Genomic DNA, 18,388 nt, shown 5'->3' with positions numbered 1-18,388 from the left:
TACCCCTGTGCGATGCTCGGCAGCGTGGAAAACAGGTCCGTCAGCCCGGTGTTCGTCGGCCGCGCCGCCGAACTGACCGCGCTCACCGCCGCGCTGGCCCGCGCCTCCGGGGACGCCCCCGGGGCCGCGGGTTCCGCAGGCGAGCCTCAGCTGCTCCTGCTCGGCGGCGAGGCGGGGGTCGGCAAGACCCGCCTCGTCGAGGAGCTGATCGCCGAGGCCTGCCGCCGCGAGGCCGCCGTGGCCGTCGGCGGCTGTGTGGAGATCGGCGCGGACGGGCTGCCGTTCGCGCCCTTCTCCACCGCCCTGCGCACCCTGCACCGCAGGCTCCCCGAGGAGCTCGCCGAGGCCGCCGCCGGCCAGGAGGGCGAGCTCGCCCGGCTGCTGCCGGAGCTGGGGGAGGCCGCGGCGGTGGCCCACCGCCTGCGGCTGTTCACGGATGCGGCCGGTCCGCGGGCGGATCCTGCGGCTGGAGGCGGATCGTGACCTTGCCGGAGGCCAGATCTATCGGGCCGCGCGTGGGGTCGTTGTCATTGACGTCGGCCTTCGTCAGCTCCAGCCGCTTGCGCTCCTCGTCCGTGTGCCGGCGGCCCGGTGCGAAGAGCTCCTCGATGAGGTTGAACAACGGTTCCCTCTATTCCACCTCCAGCCGGAGGATCTTGTCGTCCCCCGCCTCGGGCGTGCCTCGGGTGTCCGTCTCGCTGGTGACGAGCCAGACCGCGTCCCCGCCTGCCGACAGGACCGTGCGCAGGCGGCCGTGCTCTCCTTCCAGGAACGACTGGGGGTCGGCGGAGAGTTCCGTCCCGGCGAGCGGGATGCGCCACAGGCGCTCGCCCCGCAGGCCCGCCATCCAGATGGAGCCCTCGGCGTAGGCGATGCCGCTGGGGGAGGCCTCGTCGGTGGACCACTGCGCCACCGGGTCGACAAAGCCGGACTCGCCGCCCTTGCCCTCGACTTCAGGCCAGCCGTAATTCTTGCCCGGCTCGATCAGATTGAGTTCGTCCCAGGTGTTCTGGCCGAACTCCGCCGCCCACAGCCGGTTCTGCGAGTCCCAGGCGAGCCCTTGCACATTGCGGTGCCCGTAGGAGTACACGACGGAGTCCGCTTCCGGGTTGCCGTGCACCGGGTCGCCGTCCGGGGTCATCCGCAGGATCTTGCCGCCGAGGGACTCCTTGTCCTGTGCCAGCCCGGTGTCGCCGGTCTCGCCGGTGCCCGCGTACAGCATCTTGTCCGGGCCGAAGGCGATCCGGCCGCCGTTGTGGATGATGCCCTTGGGGATGCCGCGGAGGACCGTGTCGGGCGCGCCGAGCTGCTGTCCTGCGGGCTTCTGCTCGTCGTACAGCATGCGGGCGATGCGGTTGTCCGACGCCGTGGTGAAGTAGGCGTACACCATGCGGTCCGAGGCGTAGTCGGGCGAGACGGCCAGTCCCATCAGCCCGCCTTCGCCGCCGGGGGCCACGCCCGGGACCGAGCCGAGCAGGGTCTTCTGCCCGGTCTCGGCGTCGACTCGGGTGATCGTCCCCTCGTCGCGCGAGCTGACCAGCAGATCGCCGCCGGGAAGCGCGGCCAGCCCCCAGGGCGACGCCAGTTCCTCGGTGAGGGTGGAGACCACCGTCACCGAGCCCTTGTCGGGCGGCGCCGCCGGGGCCGCGTCCGACCGGGTCGCCGTCGGCGAAGGAGAGGCCGCGCCGGACGACGCCGTCCCCTGTCCGCCGGCCGGGTCCCCGCCCTCCCCGGAGGAGCATCCGGCGGCGAGCAGCAGCACGGCGGCGCACACGGCGGCGCGCAAGGCCGTCACTTGAGGACGTTTCACGGCTGGCAATCCCTTCGACGGCCCGGGGCGCACTTCCGCGGCCCGGGCGCACTTCGGCGTCCCATGGGGCGATCACGCTGACCGGTCCTTCTTACAAGAACGCAGCGCCTTGTGCCGCTCACTCCCGGACACCTGCACTCCCGGACACCTGCACTCCCGGGCCCCTGGTCCCGGGGTCCCTAGTCCCAGGATCCCCGGGCCGGGGGCAGCTGAGCGATCTCGGCCAGGTCGTACGGGGAGAGCCGCAGCGACGCCGCGCCCGCGTTCTGCGCCGCCCACTCCTCACGCTTCGCCCCCGGCACGGCCACCACATGGGGCCCCTGCGCCAGCACCCACGCCAGCGCCACCCCGGCCGGGGTCGCACCTGGTCCATGCCGCTCGGCGATGCGCCGCAGCCCGGCCACGATGGGCTGGTTCGCCGCCATCATCTCGGCGGTGAACCGGGGGTGCCGGGCGCGCACATCATCCGGCTCGAACCCCTGCCCGGGGGTGAGGGTGCCGGTGAGGAACCCGTTCCCCAGCGGCATCGCCGCCAGAAAGCCGACGCCGCGCGCCGTACACCAGGGCAGCAGCCGCACCAGGGCCTCGGGCGACCACACCGACAGCTCGGCCTGCACCGCGCTCACCGGGAAGACCTGCTGTACGCGTTCGAGCTGGCGGATCGTTTGCTCGTACAGATCGGCCGGTGCGGCCCGCTTCCCGCCCGCCCGCTCGGCCCCGGAACGGCCGCCGCCTGCCGGCCCCGCACGGCGGGCGGCCCGCGCGCCCACCGCACACAGCCCGAGCGCCCGCACCTTCCCGGCGCTCACCAGCTCGGCCATCGCCCCCCAGGTCTCCTCGACCGGCACCTCGGGGTCCGCACGGTGCAGCTGATAGAGATCGATCACATCGGTCTGCAGCCGGCGCAGCGAGGCGTCGCACGCGCGCTTGACGTACCCCGGCCTGCCGTTTGCCACCACATGCTGATCTCCTGCCAGCAGCCCCACCTTGGTGGAGACGAAGGCATCGTGCCGCCGCTGTCTGAGCACCCGGCCGATGAGCAGCTCATTGGTGAAGGGGCCGTACATGTCGGCCGTGTCGAGCAGGGTCGAGCCGGCGTCCAGCGCGGTGTGCACCGTGCGCAGCGAGCGGTCCCCGCGCTGCTGGGAGCTGCTGTACGCCCAGCTCATCGGCATACAGCCAAGCCCGATCGCGCCCACCTCGAGGGCTGCCGCACCGATTGTCCTGCGCTCCAACTCCCCGTACCCCTCCCTTGGCCGCACCCCAAAGTAACCAATGCCGCTGATCACTCTTCGCGTAGCCTCGGGCCATGACTTCGGATGTATGGCTGCCGTTCGCGGCCGATGAGATAGCCGGTCTCCCCGATCCCGCCGCGGCGGGACTGACCTACCGCTTCTGGGACGGCGGCGAGGAGTTCCCCGCGGACCCCGCGGACTGCGCCTTCTACGTCGTGCCCTATCTGAAGCCCATGGAGACCGCCGTCCGGCCGCTGGCCCGGATGTCATCCGTACAGGTCGTCCAGACCCTCTCCGCGGGCATCGATCATGTGCAGCCCGGGCTCGGCGCTCTCCGCGCCGGCGTGCGCCTGTGCAATGCCAGGGGAGTGCACGAGGCGTCCACCGCCGAGCTCACCCTCGCCCTGATCCTCGCCTCCCTGCGCGGACTGCCCGGCTTCATACGATGCCAGGACCAGGAGGAATGGCGGCCCGGCTTTTATCCCGCGCTCGCCGACAAGTCCGTGCTCATCGTCGGGTACGGCTCCATCGGCGCGGCCATCGAGGACAGGCTCGTGCCCTTTGAGTGCGCGCGGGTGGCGCGCATCGCGCGCTCTGAGCGCAACACGGCGCGCGGTTTTGTGCATGCACTCTCCGATTTGCCGTCGCTGCTCCCCGAAGCGGATGTGGTGATCCTCTCCACGCCCCTCACGGAGGCCACCCGCGGCCTCGCCGGCGCCGACTTCCTGGCCCGGATGAAGGACGGAGCGCTGCTGGTCAACGTGGCCCGCGGCCCCGTCGTGGACACCAAGGCGCTGCTCGCCGAGACGGAGAGCGGGCGCATCACCGCGGCCCTGGACGTCACCGACCCTGAGCCGCTGCCCGCCGGCCATCCGCTCTGGCATGCGCCCGGGGTGCTGATCAGCCCTCATGTGGGCGGTTCCACCTCGGCGTTCTGGCCCCGCGCCAAGCGGCTGCTCGCGGCTCAGCTGACCCGCTTCGCCGCAGCCGAACCGCTGTCCAACGTGCTGCTCACGACCTGACCCGCGCCGTCGGGAAGCCCGTTTCACCCAGCGTCATCGCAGGTCACCCCCGGCACTTGCCGCCCGCACGCCCCGTCCGGACACCGTGTGAAATCACCCGAATGCGCTGCGTGCCGGAACCGCTGATCACGGTCACACAGAGTAGAGCGCCTATGTCCCTGAGTGACCGTCCTGGTGTATCGTCCCGACCGGGGGCTGCACCGGCATGGGGCGGTACCGGCAAGCGACCTGACTGCCGATCAGACTTTGAGGGGGGCGACTGGCGATGCACGGCCACTGGACCAACCATCCGACGCGGCGAGGCGGCCGACGGCGACCCTCGCGCGCACCGACGCGCAGATTCCGGCCATGGCCGGGCCCTGCCCCGGTGGCGCGCCGCCATCCGGAGCGCTGGAATCCGGTCGCCGGCGGAGGCCGGCGATGAGCGCCCCGGGGGCGCTCATGGCGCGGCAGAGCGTGCCCAGCGGTCCGGCGGCGAGCCCCGCCGGCCGGGGCGTGCTGCTGCAGCTTCTGCTGGCCGGCCTGTGTGCCGGATACGGCGTCGGCGCGGCCCTCGGCTGGGGGTCGCCCACACTGGCGCTGATCATGGGCGACTTCGGACTGAGCGCCGCCGCCCTGGTCGCAGCCGGGTCCTGTTACGTCTACGCGCGCACACACCGGGGCCGTTTCCAGCCGGCCTGGCTGCTGTTCGCGCTCTCCTCCGCCATGGCCGCCTGCGGCAACGCCGTCTGGGGCTGGTACGAGGTCGTGCTCGGCCGCGAAGTGCCCAGCCCCTCCATCGCGGATCTGTTCTTCCTGTGCTTCGCACCGCCCGCCATCGTCGGGCTGCTGGTGCTCGCCAAGCGCCCCGTCACCAGGGCCGGCTGGGTCTGCCTCAGCCTGGACGCCTGGCTCATCGGAGGCTCGCTGCTGACCCTCTCCTGGAGCCTCGCCCTCGCGCACACGGCCCAGGTGCAGGGCCAGAGCGTGGCCCCCGCCGCCCTCTCCCTCGCCTACCCCCTCCTGGACATCGTGCTCGTCAGCATGGTCCTGGCGCTGCACTTCAAGCGCTCGGCCGCCAACCGCTCCGCCGTCAACACGGCCATCGCCGCACTCGCGCTCACCGTGCTGTGCGACGCACTGTTCACCTCCCCGCTGCTGCGGGAGAGCTACCGCTCCGGACAGCTGCTCGACGCGGGCTGGTTCGCCGGCTCGCTGCTGCTGGCCTACGCCCCATGGGGCCCGCGCCGGCCGCTGCAGCCGCAGGGGAGCGCCGCCGCCCAGCGCGGCCCCCGGCAGGCGCGGCACTCCAGCCGCCCGATCGCCAGCTCGCTGGCCGCCCTCACCCCGTACCTCGCGGCGGCGGTCTGCACCCTCGGCATCCTCTACAACGTGATCGAAGGCCGGCGGGTCGACCGCGTCGTCGTCCTCACCGGCTGCGCGGTCGTGCTCGCCCTGGTCGTACGGCAGGGCATCATGCTGCTCGACAACATCGCCCTCACCCATGAACTGGCCCAGCAGGAGAAGCACTTCCGCTCCCTGGTCCAGGGGTCCAGCGATGTCATCATGATCGCCGCACCCACCGGAGTGCTGCGGTACGTCAGCCCCGCCGCCTCCGGCGTCTACGGGCGCGACGCGGACGAGCTGATCGGCTCCGAGCTGGCCAGCCTCATCCACCCGGCCGACCTGGGGCGCGTCGTCCACGAGGTGCGGCGGTTCCTCGCCGCGCCCGCCGCGGAGGAGCCGACCACCCGGATCGAGTGCCGCTTCAAGTCCGGCAGCGGCGAGTGGCTCAACGTCGAGTCCACCGTCAACCGCCACCAGGGCGGCCTGATCTTCAACAGCCGCGATGTCACCGAGCGGGTGCGCCTGCAGGCGCAGCTCCAGCACAACGCCGAGCACGACCCGCTCACCGATCTGCCCAACCGCTCCCTGTTCACCGAGCGGGTCCGCCAGGCCCTGACCGGACGCCGTTCCGGCGACCCCGGCACCGCCGTGCTCTTCATCGACCTCGACGGCTTCAAGGGCGTCAATGACCGCCTCGGCCACCAGGCGGGCGACGAGCTGCTGATCCAGGCCGCCCGCCGGCTCTCCGACTCCGTCCGGGCCGCCGACACCGCCGCCCGGCTCGGCGGCGACGAGTTCGCCGCCCTCATCGTCGGCGACGGCGGCCGCGACCGGGCCGCGCGCGAGCGCCAGGTCTGCGAGATCGCCGACCGGCTGCGGGTGACCCTCTCCCAGCCGTACCGCATCGACGGCAACGATGTCCGGGTGGCGGCCTCCATCGGCGTGGCCTTCGCCGAGCCCGACATCAGCCCCACCAGCCTTATGCGCAACGCCGACCTCGCGATGTACCGCGCCAAGGCCGCCGGCAAGAACCGCGTCGAGCTGTACGCACCCCAGCTCCAGGCCGAGGCCGTACGCCGCACCGAGCTGGCCACCCGGCTGCGCAGCGCCCTGCACGACGGGGAGTTCACCCTGCTGCACCAGCCCGTGGTGAGTCTGTCCACCGGCCGGGTCACCGCGGTCGCGGCCCAGCCGCGCTGGCGCTCCGCCAAGGGCATCTTGTTCACCCCCGCCGAGTTCCTGCGCGTCGCCGAGGACGGCGGCCGCGGTGACGGCGTCCGAGGAGAGGGCGGCCGCGGCGACGGAGCACGGGGCGAGCACGACCGCACCGCGGAACTCGGCCGCTGGATGCTCGAAGAAGCCGTCCGGCAGGCGGCCGAGCGGGCCCGGCAGGGCCATCGCACCCCCGTGTCCGTACGCATCCCGGCCCGCCGGCTGCTGGACAAGTCCCTGCCGCTCGGCTCGGTCGAGGCGCTCCTCACCCGGTACGAACTCCCCGCCGGCGGCCTGGTGATCGAGCTGGCCGACAGCGACCCGCGGATCTCCTTCGACGAGCTGGAGCAGCGGCTCACCGCCCTGCGCACGCTCGGCGTCCGGATCGCCCTGGACGGCTTCGGCAGCGGCTACGCGGCGATCAACGCCCTGCGCAGGCTTCCCGTGGACGTCCTCAAGCTCGACCGCGGGCTGGTGGAAGGCGTCGTCGAATCCGCCCGGCTGCACAAGATCACGGCGGGCCTGCTGCGCATCGCCTGCGATCTGGGCATGGAGTCCGTGGCCGACGGGGTGGACGTACCCGAGCAGGTGCTCGCGCTGCGCGCCATGGGATGCACGCATGCCCAGGGCATGGCGTTCTCGGGCGCCCTGGACGAGTACCGCCTGCGCCGCGCCCTGGTCAGGGGCGAGTACCCGGTGCCGCAGGGAATCGCCGCACCGGTGCTGCGCGCCCCCGCCCCCGCGCTGTCCGCGCCCCCCGGCCCCGCGAGCGCCGTCCCCGGAGCGCGGACCCAAGCGGTCACCGCCTCCGCGGTCTCCCGCTCGGTACCCGGATCACCGGTCCCAGGGTCCATGGCGACCGCCTCCGCGGCACCCGGCTCCGGGGCGTCCGGGCCCCCCGTTTCCGGCGGCCATTCGGTCGCGGGGCCGCTGCCTCGGCCCGTGGGGCCGGGGGCTGTGGCTTCGGGGGAGGCGAGGGCGGCGGCCCCGGTGCCGGGCTCCGCCGCGTCCCTGAGCGCCGCTCCGGGGGCATCGGGGCTGGGGATTCCGGCGTCGTCCGCGAGCGCTGTTCCCGGGGCTTCACGGCCAGGGGCCTCGGCCGCTGCCGTCACCGCCTCGGGCTCTGCGACATCCGGCTCCGGTGTGCCGGGGCCCCCTGTTACCGGCGGTCATTCGGTCGCGGGGCCGCTGCCTCGGCCCGTGGGGCCGGGGGCTGTGGCTTCGGGGGAGGCGCGGGCGGCGGCCCCGGTGCCGGGCTCCGCCGCGCCCGCGAGCGCCGCTCCGGGGGGCTCACGGCTGGGGGGTTCGGCGTCGGCGAGGCCGGAGTCGGGGCCGCCCGGCTCCGGGGCGTCCGGGCCCCCCGTTTCCGGCGGCCATGCGGTCGCCGGGCCGCTGCCCCGGCCGGCGGAGCCGGGGCTGCCCTGTCCCGCGTCCGCGAGCGCCGCCGCAGAGGCCGGCGGGCCTGTGGCCTCAGGTCCGGGCGTGTCCGCCTCCGCGGCCCCCGGAGCGCCGGCGCCGGCAGTCCCGCTGCCGGGACCCGCGACGGCGGGTCCGCCGGCCGAGACCGCCGCCTCCGGCTACGCCGTCGTCGGGACCGCCGTCCCCGGCCGCACCGGCCCCACCCTCCCCGGCGCGCGCACTGGCTCACATAATGAGACGCGTGTCCCACCCTCTTGACAGTGACGGTGCGCCGGGGAGAGGGTCTGTGCCATGCGCACCCGAATTCTCGTACTTGGAAAGCGCGTCGGCTGAGCAGGGCCCTCGTATGGGCACTGCAGACCATCACCGGCGCGCTCCCCTCGCTTGCCTTACGGCACGAGGGGTTTTTTGTTGCACTGGAACTCCCCAAACCACCGCAAAACCCTCAGCTTCGAGAAGAGAATGACGATGACCGAGCAGGCCACCGGGGCCCACCATCCGCAGCCGCGGGCCCGTACCGGCGGACAGCAGCCCGCCGCAGTCGAACGCGTCACGGGTGCGCAGTCCCTCATCCGCTCTCTCGAGGAAGTGGGCGCCGACACCGTGTTCGGCATCCCCGGCGGCGCGATCCTGCCCGCGTACGACCCGATGATGGACTCCACCCGAGTCCGCCATGTCCTGGTCCGCCATGAGCAGGGCGCGGGCCATGCGGCCACCGGATACGCCCAGGCCACCGGCAAGGTCGGCGTGTGCATGGCCACCTCGGGCCCCGGCGCGACCAATCTGGTCACCCCGATCGCCGACGCCCATATGGACTCCGTCCCGCTGGTCGCGATCACCGGCCAGGTCGCCTCCAAGGCGATCGGCACGGACGCCTTCCAGGAGGCGGACATCTGCGGCATCACCATGCCGATCACCAAACACAACTTCCTGGTCACCAAGGCCGAGGACATCCCGCGCGTCATCGCCCAGGCATTCCACATCGCCTCGACGGGCCGGCCCGGCCCCGTCCTCGTCGACATCGCCAAGGACGCCCTCCAGGCGCAGACCACGTTCAGCTGGCCGCCGCAGCTGGACCTGCCCGGCTACCGCCCGGTCACCAAGCCGCACGCCAAGCAGATCCGCGAGGCCGCCCGGCTGATCACCGAGGCCAAGCGGCCCGTCCTGTACGTCGGCGGAGGCGTCATCAAGGCCGGCGCCACCGCCGAGCTGAAGGTGCTGGCCGAGCTGACCGGCGCGCCGGTCACCACCACGCTGATGGCGCTGGGCGCGTTCCCCGACAGCCATCCGCTGCATGTCGGCATGCCCGGCATGCACGGTTCCGTCACCGCCGTCACCGCCCTGCAGAAGGCCGATCTGATCGTCGCCCTGGGCGCGCGTTTCGACGACCGGGTGACCGGCAAGCTGGACAGCTTCGCGCCGTACGCCAAAATCGTCCACGCCGACATCGACCCGGCTGAGATCGGCAAGAACCGCGCCGCGGACGTGCCGATCGTCGGCGACGCCCGCGAGGTCATCGCCGATCTGGTGCAGGCGGTGCAGGCCGAGCACAGCGAGGGACGCACCGGCGACTACAGCTCCTGGTGGAAGGACCTCAACCGCTGGCGCGAGACCTACCCGCTCGGCTACGACCAGCCGGACGACGGCACGCTCGCCCCTCAGCAGGTCATCCAGCGGATCGGCGAACTGGCCCCCGAAGGCACCGTCTACGCGGCGGGCGTCGGCCAGCACCAGATGTGGGCCGCCCACTTCATCGACTACGAGAAGCCGGCCACCTGGCTGAACTCCGGCGGCGCGGGCACGATGGGCTATGCGGTCCCGGCCGCGATGGGCGCGAAGGCAGGCATGCCGGACCGCACCGTCTGGGCGATCGACGGCGACGGCTGCTTCCAGATGACCAATCAAGAACTGGTCACCTGCGCGCTGAACAACATCCCGATCAAGGTCGCGATCATCAACAACGGCGCGCTGGGCATGGTCCGCCAGTGGCAGACCCTCTTCTACAACCAGCGTTACTCCAACACCGTGCTGCACAGCGGCCCCGAGGCCGACGGCACCCAGCCCAGCGCCGGCACCCGTGTCCCGGACTTCGTCAAGCTCTCCGAGGCCATGGGCTGCCACGCCATCCGCTGTGAGTCCCCGGAGGACCTGGACAAGGTCATCGCCGAGGCCAACGCGATCAACGACCGCCCGGTCGTCATCGACTTCATCGTTCACGAGGACGCCCAGGTCTGGCCGATGGTCGCCGCCGGCACCTCCAACGACGAGGTCATGGCCGCCCGCGGAGTCCGCCCCGACTTCGGCGACGCCGAAGACGACTGAGCCGGCCACTGACGACCACGCCTGAGAGAGACGCAACGAACATGTCCAAGCACACGCTCTCCGTCCTGGTGGAGAACACGCCGGGCATCCTGGCCCGGATCGCCGCGCTGTTCTCCCGCCGCGGCTTCAACATCGACTCGCTCGCCGTCGGCGTCACCGAGCACCCCGACATCTCCCGCATCACGATCGTGGTCAATGTCGAGGACCTGCCCCTGGAGCAGGTGACCAAGCAGCTCAACAAGCTGGTCAACGTCCTTAAGATCGTCGAACTGGAGCCGTCCGCCGCGGTCCAGCGCGAGCTGGTCCTGGTGAAGGTCCGCGCCGACAACGAGACCCGCTCCCAGATCATCGAGATCGTCCAGCTCTTCCGCGCCAAGACCGTGGACGTCTCCCCGGAGGCCGTCACGATCGAGGCCACCGGTTCGAGTGACAAGCTCGAGGCGATGCTCAAGATGCTGGAACAGTTCGGCATCAAGGAGCTGGTCCAGTCCGGGACCATCGCCATCGGGCGCGGCGCCCGCTCCATCACCGACCGTTCGCTGCGCGCCCTGGACCGCAGCGCGTAGCCCCGGCGGCCCGAACCCGGAAACCCCCGAACCCGGAAAACGGAGCCGGGAAACCGGAACCCGGAAACCCGCCCCTCTCGGATACCGAGACCTGAAGACGTCCGCCCGCATACCCGCCGTACGGTGGGACGCAACACCAGCACTCCAAGGAGAGACCCAAAGTGGCCGAGCTGTTCTACGACGACGACGCCGATCTGTCCATCATCCAGAACCGCAAGGTCGCGGTGATCGGCTACGGCAGCCAGGGCCACGCCCACGCGCTGTCCCTGCGTGACTCGGGCGTCGACGTCCGCGTCGGTCTGCCCGAGGGCTCCAAGTCCAAGGCCAAGGCCGAGGAGCAGGGCCTGCGCGTCGTCACCCCGGCCGAGGCCGCCGCCGAGGCCGACGTGATCATGATCCTGGTCCCGGACCCGATCCAGGCGAAGGTCTACGAGGAGTCCATCGCCCCGCACCTCAAGGACGGCGACGCCCTCTTCTTCGGCCACGGCTTCAACATCCGCTTCGGCTTCATCAAGGCCCCGGCCGGCGTGGACGTGTGCATGGTCGCCCCCAAGGGCCCCGGCCACCTCGTCCGCCGCCAGTACGAGGAGGGGCGCGGCGTGCCCTGCATCGCCGCCGTCGAGCAGGACGCCTCAGGCGACGCGTTCGCGCTGGCCCTGTCGTACGCCAAGGGCATCGGCGGCACCCGCGCGGGCGTCATCAAGACCACCTTCACCGAGGAGACCGAGACCGACCTCTTCGGCGAGCAGGCCGTGCTGTGCGGCGGCGCCTCGGCGCTGGTGAAGGCCGGTTTCGAGACCCTGGTGGAGGCCGGCTACCAGCCGGAGATCGCCTACTTCGAGTGCCTCCACGAGCTGAAGTTGATCGTCGACCTGATGTACGAGGGCGGCCTGGAGAAGATGCGCTGGTCGGTCTCCGAGACCGCCGAGTGGGGTGACTACGTCACCGGCCCCCGCATCATCACCGACCAGACCAAGGCCGAGATGAAGAAGGTCCTCGCCGAGATCCAGGACGGCACCTTCGCCAAGAACTGGATGGACGAGTACCACGGCGGTCTGAAGAAGTACAACGAGTACAAGACCCAGGACTCCGAGCACCTGCTGGAGACCACGGGCAAGGAGCTGCGCAAGCTGATGAGCTGGGTGGACAACGAGGAGGCGTAAGCCTCGGGCGAGGGGCCGGGAGCACTCCCGGCCCCTCGCGCCGCCCCTGCCCGGCCGCTGCTCCACCAGTTCTCCACCCTGTCCATCCCCGGACGGGTGATCCTGCCGACGAGGCGTAAGACGCGCCCGGCGGCACCACTACACTTCTGAAACACATACGCGTCAGGCCCACAGCGTCGTGCGTCTTCCACGCGGCTAGCCCCTCCACCGCCAGCGGCCGTCGGGACGGCCGTCCGCAATGGACATGTGAGGACTCACGTGAGCTCGAAACCAGTCGTACTCATCGCCGAAGAGCTGTCGCCCGCCACCGTCGACGCCCTGGGCCCGGACTTCGAGATCCGGAGCTGCAACGGCGCGGACCGCGCGGAGCTCATCCCTGCCATCGCCGATGTCGACGCGATCCTGATCCGCTCGGCCACCAAGGTCGACGCCGAGGCGATCGCCGCCGCGCGCAAGCTCAAGGTCGTCGCCCGTGCGGGCGTCGGCCTCGACAACGTCGACGTCTCCGCCGCCACCAAGGCAGGCGTCATGGTCGTCAACGCGCCGACGTCCAACATCGTCACCGCCGCCGAACTCGCCTGCGGTCTGCTGCTCGCCACCGCCCGCAACATCCCGCAGGCCAACACCGCCCTGAAGAACGGCGAGTGGAAGCGCTCCAAGTACACCGGCGTCGAGCTCAGCGAGAAGACCCTCGGCGTCGTCGGCCTCGGCCGCATCGGCGTGCTGGTCGCCCAGCGCATGTCCGCCTTCGGCATGAAGGTCGTCGCCTACGACCCTTATGTGCAGCCCGCGCGCGCCGCCCAGATGGGCGTCAAGCTGCTCTCGCTCGACGAGCTGCTCCAGGTCTCCGACTTCATCACCGTCCATCTGCCGAAGACGCCCGAGACGCTCGGTCTGATCGGCGACGAGGCACTGCACAAGGTCAAGCCGACCGTGCGCATCGTCAACGCGGCGCGCGGCGGGATCGTCGACGAGGAGGCGCTGGCCTCCGCGCTCAAGGAGGGCCGGGTCGCCGGCGCGGGCCTGGACGTATACGCCAAGGAGCCGTGCACCGACTCCCCGCTGTTCCAGTTCGACCAGGTCGTGTGCACCCCGCACCTGGGCGCGTCCACCGACGAGGCCCAGGAGAAGGCGGGCATCGCCGTCGCCCGCTCGGTGCGCCTCGCGCTCGCCGGCGAGCTGGTGCCGGACGCGGTCAACGTCCAGGGCGGCGTCATCGCCGAGGACGTCCGTCCGGGCCTGCCGCTCGCCGAGAAGCTCGGCCGGATCTTCACCGCCCTGGCGGGCGAGGTCGCGGTCCGGCTCGACGTCGAGGTGTACGGCGAGATCACCCAGCACGACGTCAAGGTGCTGGAGCTGTCCGCCCTCAAGGGCGTGTTCGAGGACGTCGTCGACGAGACCGTCTCGTATGTCAACGCCCCGCTGTTCGCCCAGGAGCGCGGCGTCGAGGTCCGGCTGACCACGAGCAGCGAGTCCCCCGACCACCGCAATGTGGTCACCGTGCGCGGCACCCTCTCCGGCGGCGAGGAGATCTCGGTCTCCGGCACGCTCGCCGGCCCCAAGCACCTCCAGAAGATCGTCGCCGTCGGCGACTACGACGTCGACCTGGCGCTCGCCGACCATATGGTCGTCCTGCGCTACGACGACCGCCCCGGCGTCGTCGGCACCGTCGGCCGCATCCTCGGCGAGGCCGGCCTCAACATCGCCGGCATGCAGGTCTCCCGTACGGAGGAGGGCGGCGAGGCGCTGGTCGTGCTCACGGTGGACGACACGGTGCCGCAGCCGGTGCTGACGGAGATCGCGGAGGAGATCGGCGCGGCGTCGGCGCGATCGGTCAACCTCACGGCCTGACCGTCCGCGGGGCTCCGCCCCAGACCCCGCGCCTCAAGCGCCGGCGGGGGCTTGAACAAGCCCGTCCGGCGCTTGAGGACCGGGGTCTGGGGCGGAGCCCCAGGGAACTACAGCCGCGCCGCTTTCAGCGTCATGTGCAGCAGCAGCCGGTCCTCCCCTTCCCCCAGGTCAAGCCCGGTGAGCTGCTCGATCCGGGAGAGCCGGTAGTACAGCGTCTGCCGGTGGATGCCCAGCGCCGCCGCCGTCCGCCCCGCCTGGCCCGCGCAGTCGAGGAACACCTCGGCGGTGCGGGCCAGTTCCGTGTGCGAGGGCGTGAGGAGCTCCCGTACGGCGGGGTCGTGGGCGCTGCCGTCGGGCAGTGCCGTCAGCAGGCGGTACGGGCCGATGGCCGACCACTGGGCCATGGGCCCGAGCCGCGGCTGCGCCAGTGCCGCGCGGGCCGCGGAGACCGCCTCGTGCCAGGCCGCGTTGAGCTCCGCGAGGCCCCGCCGGGCCCGCGCCACCCCGGCTGCCGCCGCCTGGCCGGACAGCCGTGTCGCGGCGGTCAGCGCGGGGGTGAGGCTGTCGGCGGACCGCAGCCGCACGAGCACGGCGAGCGCGTTCCCGCCCGCGCCGCCCGGACCGCCGACACCGCCCGCACCGCGCCACGGCACCGTGCACAGCGCGGCCGTCCCCGGCAGTGAGCGCGCGGAGGGCGCGTCGCCGGACGGCCAGGGCGCGACGCAGACCATCGTGTGCGGTCCGTCCGCCGCGTCCGGCCCGCCGCCCAGCGCGGAGCGCAGCGCGGCCAGTGCCATGTCGTACTGCCAGCCGCGCTCCGCCCCCAGTACGGCACGGAGCTCACGGGACAGATCCGCGCCCGCCCGCTCCTCGTCCGCGAGCAGTGAGCCGATCCGCCCGGTGACCTCCATCGCCGCGGCGAGCTGCGCGGGCGTCGGGCCGGGGTCCGTGTCCAGCAGCCAGACATAGCCGAGCACCACACCGCGGTGCCGCACGGGCAGACAGATCCGGTCCCGGTACACCCCGGCGTCCGGCGAGGCCGGAATCCGCACGGGGCCGGTCGCACGGGTGATGCCGAACCCCTCGAACCAGGCGCGGACCGCGGGCGTCGATCCGCGGGTGAGGATGGAGCGGGTGCGGACGGGGTCCATCGTGCTGTCGTCGTCGCTGTCGTGCGCCCCGAAGGCGATCAGCCCGAAGTCGCGGTTCTCCAGGGTCGCCGGGCATGCCAGCAGCGCGGAGATCTCATCGACCAGCTCTTGATAATCGCCCTTCACCCGGACATTCTCGCACCCTCTTCAGACAGATGTCTGAGATCCCGGCCACGGATGCGTGACACCTGTCGATGGCGGGGGATCGGAGCGATCCTTAGGTTTCACGGTGGTTCTTCGTGCCGTTCCAGTTCTGTTGTGTTTTGTTCTGGTTGCGGCTTAGGTCTCTTGACTCCCCGTGGAGGTGCCCGTGCTGGGTCCCGTGATCCTCGCCGCGTCGCGCAGCGACGCCATGCGCCGAATCGTCTCGGCGGCCCCGGTCACCAAGCCTGTGGTGAACCGTTTCATCGCGGGCGAGACGGTTCAGGAGACCCTGCCGGTCATCGAGTCGATGGCCGACCGCGGTCTGGAGGTCACGCTCGACGTCCTCGGCGAGGACGTCACCGACCCCGCGGAGGCGCTGCGCGCCCGCGACGCCTACCTCCAGCTGATCGAGGCCGTCAAACCGCTCGGCCTCGCCGAATGCGCCGAGATGTCGGTGAAGCTGTCCTCCTTCGGCCAGGCGCTGCCCGGCGGCCATGACCTGGCCCTGAAGAACGTCACTCCGGTCGTCGAGGCTGCCGCCGAGATCGGCACCACGGTCACCCTCGACATGGAGGACCACACGACGGTCGACTCGACCCTCGCCATCCACGCCGAGCTGCGCGAGCGCTTCCCGCAGACCGGCGCGGTCGTCCAGTCGTACCTCTTCCGCACCGAGGACGACTGCCGCAAGCTGGCCGCCGCGGGCTCGCGCGTCCGCCTGGTCAAGGGCGCGTACAAGGAGCCCGCCTCCGTCGCGTACCAGGACAAGCACGAGGTCGACAAGGCGTATATCCGCTGTCTGAAGATTCTGATGCAGGGCAGCGGGTATCCGATGATCGGGTCCCATGACCCGCGGATCGTCGCGATCACCCAGGAGCTCGCCCGCCAGGCCGGGCGCAAGCTCGACGAGTACGAATTCCAGATGCTGTACGGCATCCGCGAGGCGGAGCAGCACCGGCTGGCCGCCGAGGGGCACCGTATGCGGGTCTACATCGCATACGGAACGGACTGGTACGGCTACTTTATGCGCCGTCTCGCGGAGCGCCCCGCGAACCTCGCCTTCTTCATGCGTTCGCTGATCAGCCGCGGCTGATCCCCCACTGCCCGACCGACTGCCCTACTGATTGAAGGAGATACGGCAACCATGGACGCTGTGACCCAGGTCCCCGCGCCGGTCAACGAGCCGGTTCACTCCTACGCGCCGGGCACCCCGGAGCGCGCCCGGCTGGAGGCCAAGCTCAAGGAGCTGGCCGACAACCCCATCGAGCTGCCGATGACGATCGGCGGCGTCAAGCGCATGGGCGGCGGCGAGCGTGTGAACGTGGTCCAGCCGCACAACCACCAGGCCGTCCTGGGCACGTTCGCCACGGCCACGCAGCAGGACGCGCAGGACGCGATCGACGCCGCGCTGGCCGCCGCCCCCGCCTGGCGTGCGATGTCCTTCGACGACCGTGCCGCGATCTTCCTGCGCGCCGCCGACCTGCTCTCCGGCCCGTGGCGCGAGACGCTCGCCGCCTCGACGATGCTGGGCCAGTCCAAGACCGCTCAGCAGGCCGAGATCGACACCCCCTGCGAGCTGATCGACTTCTGGCGGTTCAATGTCGCCTACGCCCGCCAGCTGCTGGCCGAGCAGCCGGTGGCCAACTCCCCTGGCGTGTGGAACCGTCTGGACCACCGCCCGCTGGAGGGCTTCGTCTACGCGATCACGCCGTTCAACTTCACGGCGATCGCCGGCAACCTGCCCACCGCCCCCGCGCTGATGGGCAATGTGGTGATCTGGAAGCCGTCCCCGACGCAGACCCACGCCGCCGTGCTGCTGATGCAGCTCCTGGAGGAGGCGGGCCTGCCCAAGGGCGTCATCAACCTGCTGACCGGCGACGGCCTCGCCGTCTCCGAGGTGGCCCTGAACCACCCGGACCTGGCGGGCATCCACTTCACCGGTTCGACCAAGACCTTCCAGCACCTGTGGAAGACGGTCGGCAACAACATCGACAAGTACCGCTCCTACCCGCGCATCGTCGGCGAGACGGGCGGCAAGGACTTCGTGGTCGCGCACCCGAGCGCCGACCGCGCCGTGCTGAAGACCGCGCTGACCCGCGGCGCCTTCGAGTTCCAGGGCCAGAAGTGCTCGGCGACCTCGCGTGCGTACATCCCGGCCTCCATCTGGAACTCCGGCTTCAAGGAGGAGTTCGCCGCCGAGGTCGAGGGCATCAAGATGGGCGATGTCGCCGATCTGTCCAACTTCATCGGCGCTGTGATCGACGACCGGGCCTTCGCCAAGAACAAGGCCGCGATCGACCGCGCGAAGTCCGACCCGACCTGCACGATCGTCGCGGGCGGCAGCTACGACGACTCGGTCGGCTACTTCGTCCGCCCGACCGTCGTCGAGTGCAGCGACCCGGCCAACGAGGTCTTCACGACCGAATACTTCGGGCCGTTCCTGGCCGTCCACGTCTACGAGGACGACCAGTACGACGCGATGCTGGAGCAGATGGAGTCGGTGTCCGCGTACGCGCTGACCGGCTCGGTCATCGCCAATGACCGCGCGGCCGCCCGGCACACGATGGACAAGCTGCGCTACGCCGCGGGCAACTTCTACATCAACGACAAGTCGACCGGCGCCGTGGTCGGCCAGCAGCCCTTCGGCGGCGGCCGCGCCTCCGGCACCAACGACAAGGCCGGCGCCCCGCAGAACCTGATGCGCTGGACGCTGACCCGCGCGATCAAGGAGACGCTGGTCCCGCCGACCGACTACACCTACCCGCACATGGGCTGACACGTTCCGTCAGCCCCGCGCGGCAGGCTCCGGCCCCGCCAGGCTCCGCCCCCGTCCGGCCCCCAACCGGACGGGGGCGGCCGTGTTGCGGGAAGATGGCCGACAGGGGGAACGGAACGGGAGGTTTGGGAGGTATCTGGCATGCCTGGTTCCATCACCATCGCCCATACGCACTGGGCGTCGACCATCGCCCCGGACGACGCACGGCGGCTCGCCGCGACACTGCACGAGCTGGCCCGGCTGCTGCGCCTCGACGGCCCCAACCGCCTCACGGATGCGCAGGTGGCGGCGTTGTGCGGGGGCAGGACCCAGCAGCGGGAGGAGTTCACGCGGTGGGTCGAGGACCTGACGCGAGGACTCGACCACCGAGGGTGACCCCCGCCTCGCGGCA

Annotated in this window: 12 protein-coding genes and 2 pseudogenes; 10 read left to right on the top strand and 4 right to left on the bottom strand. The window is 71.5% G+C overall.

Going from position 1 to position 18,388, the window contains the following annotated elements; all coding sequences use genetic code 11:
- Positions 1–12: 12 nt before the first annotated feature.
- Positions 13–399, top strand: a pseudogene (locus tag OF819_RS18545) (ATP-binding protein); the annotation flags it as partial.
- Positions 400–430: 31 nt separating this feature from the next.
- On the opposite strand, the gene OF819_RS18540 reads toward OF819_RS18545, so the two are convergent.
- From OF819_RS18540 to OF819_RS18530, 3 genes are all read right to left on the bottom strand, one after another.
- Positions 431–622 carry a DUF6191 domain-containing protein gene (locus OF819_RS18540; protein WP_267244685.1) on the bottom strand — a complete coding sequence of 64 codons (192 nt, stop codon included), beginning with the start codon at positions 620–622 and terminating at the stop codon, positions 431–433.
- A 9-nt stretch (positions 623–631) separates the two neighbouring features.
- Positions 632–1,786: a PQQ-dependent sugar dehydrogenase gene (locus OF819_RS18535; RefSeq protein WP_267244738.1), complete on the bottom strand. Its 1,155-nt coding sequence runs from the start codon at positions 1,784–1,786 to the stop codon at positions 632–634.
- A 203-nt stretch (positions 1,787–1,989) separates the two neighbouring features.
- On the bottom strand, positions 1,990–3,045 hold the full coding sequence (locus OF819_RS18530; protein ID WP_267244684.1) for an aldo/keto reductase: 1,056 nt from the start codon (positions 3,043–3,045) through the stop codon (positions 1,990–1,992).
- 74 nt (positions 3,046–3,119) lie between these two features.
- Between OF819_RS18530 and OF819_RS18525 the strand changes: the two genes are divergently transcribed.
- The 6 genes and pseudogenes from OF819_RS18525 to serA all read left to right on the top strand — a co-directional run bounded on the left by OF819_RS18525 (position 3,120) and on the right by serA (position 13,926).
- The gene (locus OF819_RS18525; protein WP_267244683.1) at positions 3,120–4,067 is read left to right on the top strand and encodes a 2-hydroxyacid dehydrogenase; all 948 of its coding nucleotides are present in this window, start codon (positions 3,120–3,122) and stop codon (positions 4,065–4,067) included.
- A 420-nt stretch (positions 4,068–4,487) separates the two neighbouring features.
- Positions 4,488–7,325 (top strand): annotated as a pseudogene (locus OF819_RS18520) (putative bifunctional diguanylate cyclase/phosphodiesterase); the annotation flags it as partial.
- A 1,161-nt stretch (positions 7,326–8,486) separates the two neighbouring features.
- Positions 8,487–10,346 carry an acetolactate synthase large subunit gene (locus OF819_RS18515; RefSeq protein ID WP_267244682.1) on the top strand — a complete coding sequence of 620 codons (1,860 nt, stop codon included), beginning with the start codon at positions 8,487–8,489 and terminating at the stop codon, positions 10,344–10,346.
- 41 nt (positions 10,347–10,387) lie between these two features.
- Positions 10,388–10,912, top strand: a complete 525-nt coding sequence (ilvN, locus tag OF819_RS18510; protein ID WP_240137233.1) for an acetolactate synthase small subunit — start codon at positions 10,388–10,390, stop codon at positions 10,910–10,912.
- Between the two features lie 161 nt (positions 10,913–11,073).
- Entirely contained in the window at positions 11,074–12,075 is a 1,002-nt protein-coding gene (gene ilvC / locus OF819_RS18505; RefSeq protein ID WP_267244681.1) for a ketol-acid reductoisomerase, read from the top strand.
- A 258-nt stretch (positions 12,076–12,333) separates the two neighbouring features.
- Positions 12,334–13,926, top strand: coding sequence for a phosphoglycerate dehydrogenase (gene serA, locus OF819_RS18500; protein ID WP_267244680.1), 1,593 nt, complete (start codon positions 12,334–12,336; stop codon positions 13,924–13,926).
- 107 nt (positions 13,927–14,033) lie between these two features.
- Here serA and OF819_RS18495 read toward each other — a convergent pair whose 3' ends face one another.
- On the bottom strand, positions 14,034–15,203 hold the full coding sequence (locus OF819_RS18495; RefSeq protein ID WP_267244679.1) for a PucR family transcriptional regulator: 1,170 nt from the start codon (positions 15,201–15,203) through the stop codon (positions 14,034–14,036).
- Between the two features lie 184 nt (positions 15,204–15,387).
- On the opposite strand from OF819_RS18495, the gene OF819_RS18490 reads away from it, so the two are divergent.
- The 3 genes from OF819_RS18490 (at position 15,388) to OF819_RS18480 (ending at position 18,372) form a co-directional block, all read left to right on the top strand.
- Positions 15,388–16,314 carry a proline dehydrogenase family protein gene (locus OF819_RS18490; RefSeq protein WP_267244678.1) on the top strand — a complete coding sequence of 309 codons (927 nt, stop codon included), beginning with the start codon at positions 15,388–15,390 and terminating at the stop codon, positions 16,312–16,314.
- 51 nt (positions 16,315–16,365) lie between these two features.
- Positions 16,366–17,997, top strand: coding sequence for an L-glutamate gamma-semialdehyde dehydrogenase (gene pruA, locus OF819_RS18485; protein WP_267244677.1), 1,632 nt, complete (start codon positions 16,366–16,368; stop codon positions 17,995–17,997).
- Positions 17,998–18,138: 141 nt separating this feature from the next.
- Complete coding sequence (locus tag OF819_RS18480) at positions 18,139–18,372, top strand: hypothetical protein (protein ID WP_267244676.1); 234 nt, start codon at positions 18,139–18,141, stop codon at positions 18,370–18,372.
- Positions 18,373–18,388 lie beyond the last annotated feature (16 nt).

Origin of the sequence: Streptomyces sp. PR69, assembly GCF_026420845.1 — a bacterium.
Lineage (GTDB): Bacteria > Actinomycetota > Actinomycetes > Streptomycetales > Streptomycetaceae > Streptomyces.
This window is presented reverse-complemented; position numbering and strand designations above follow the sequence as displayed.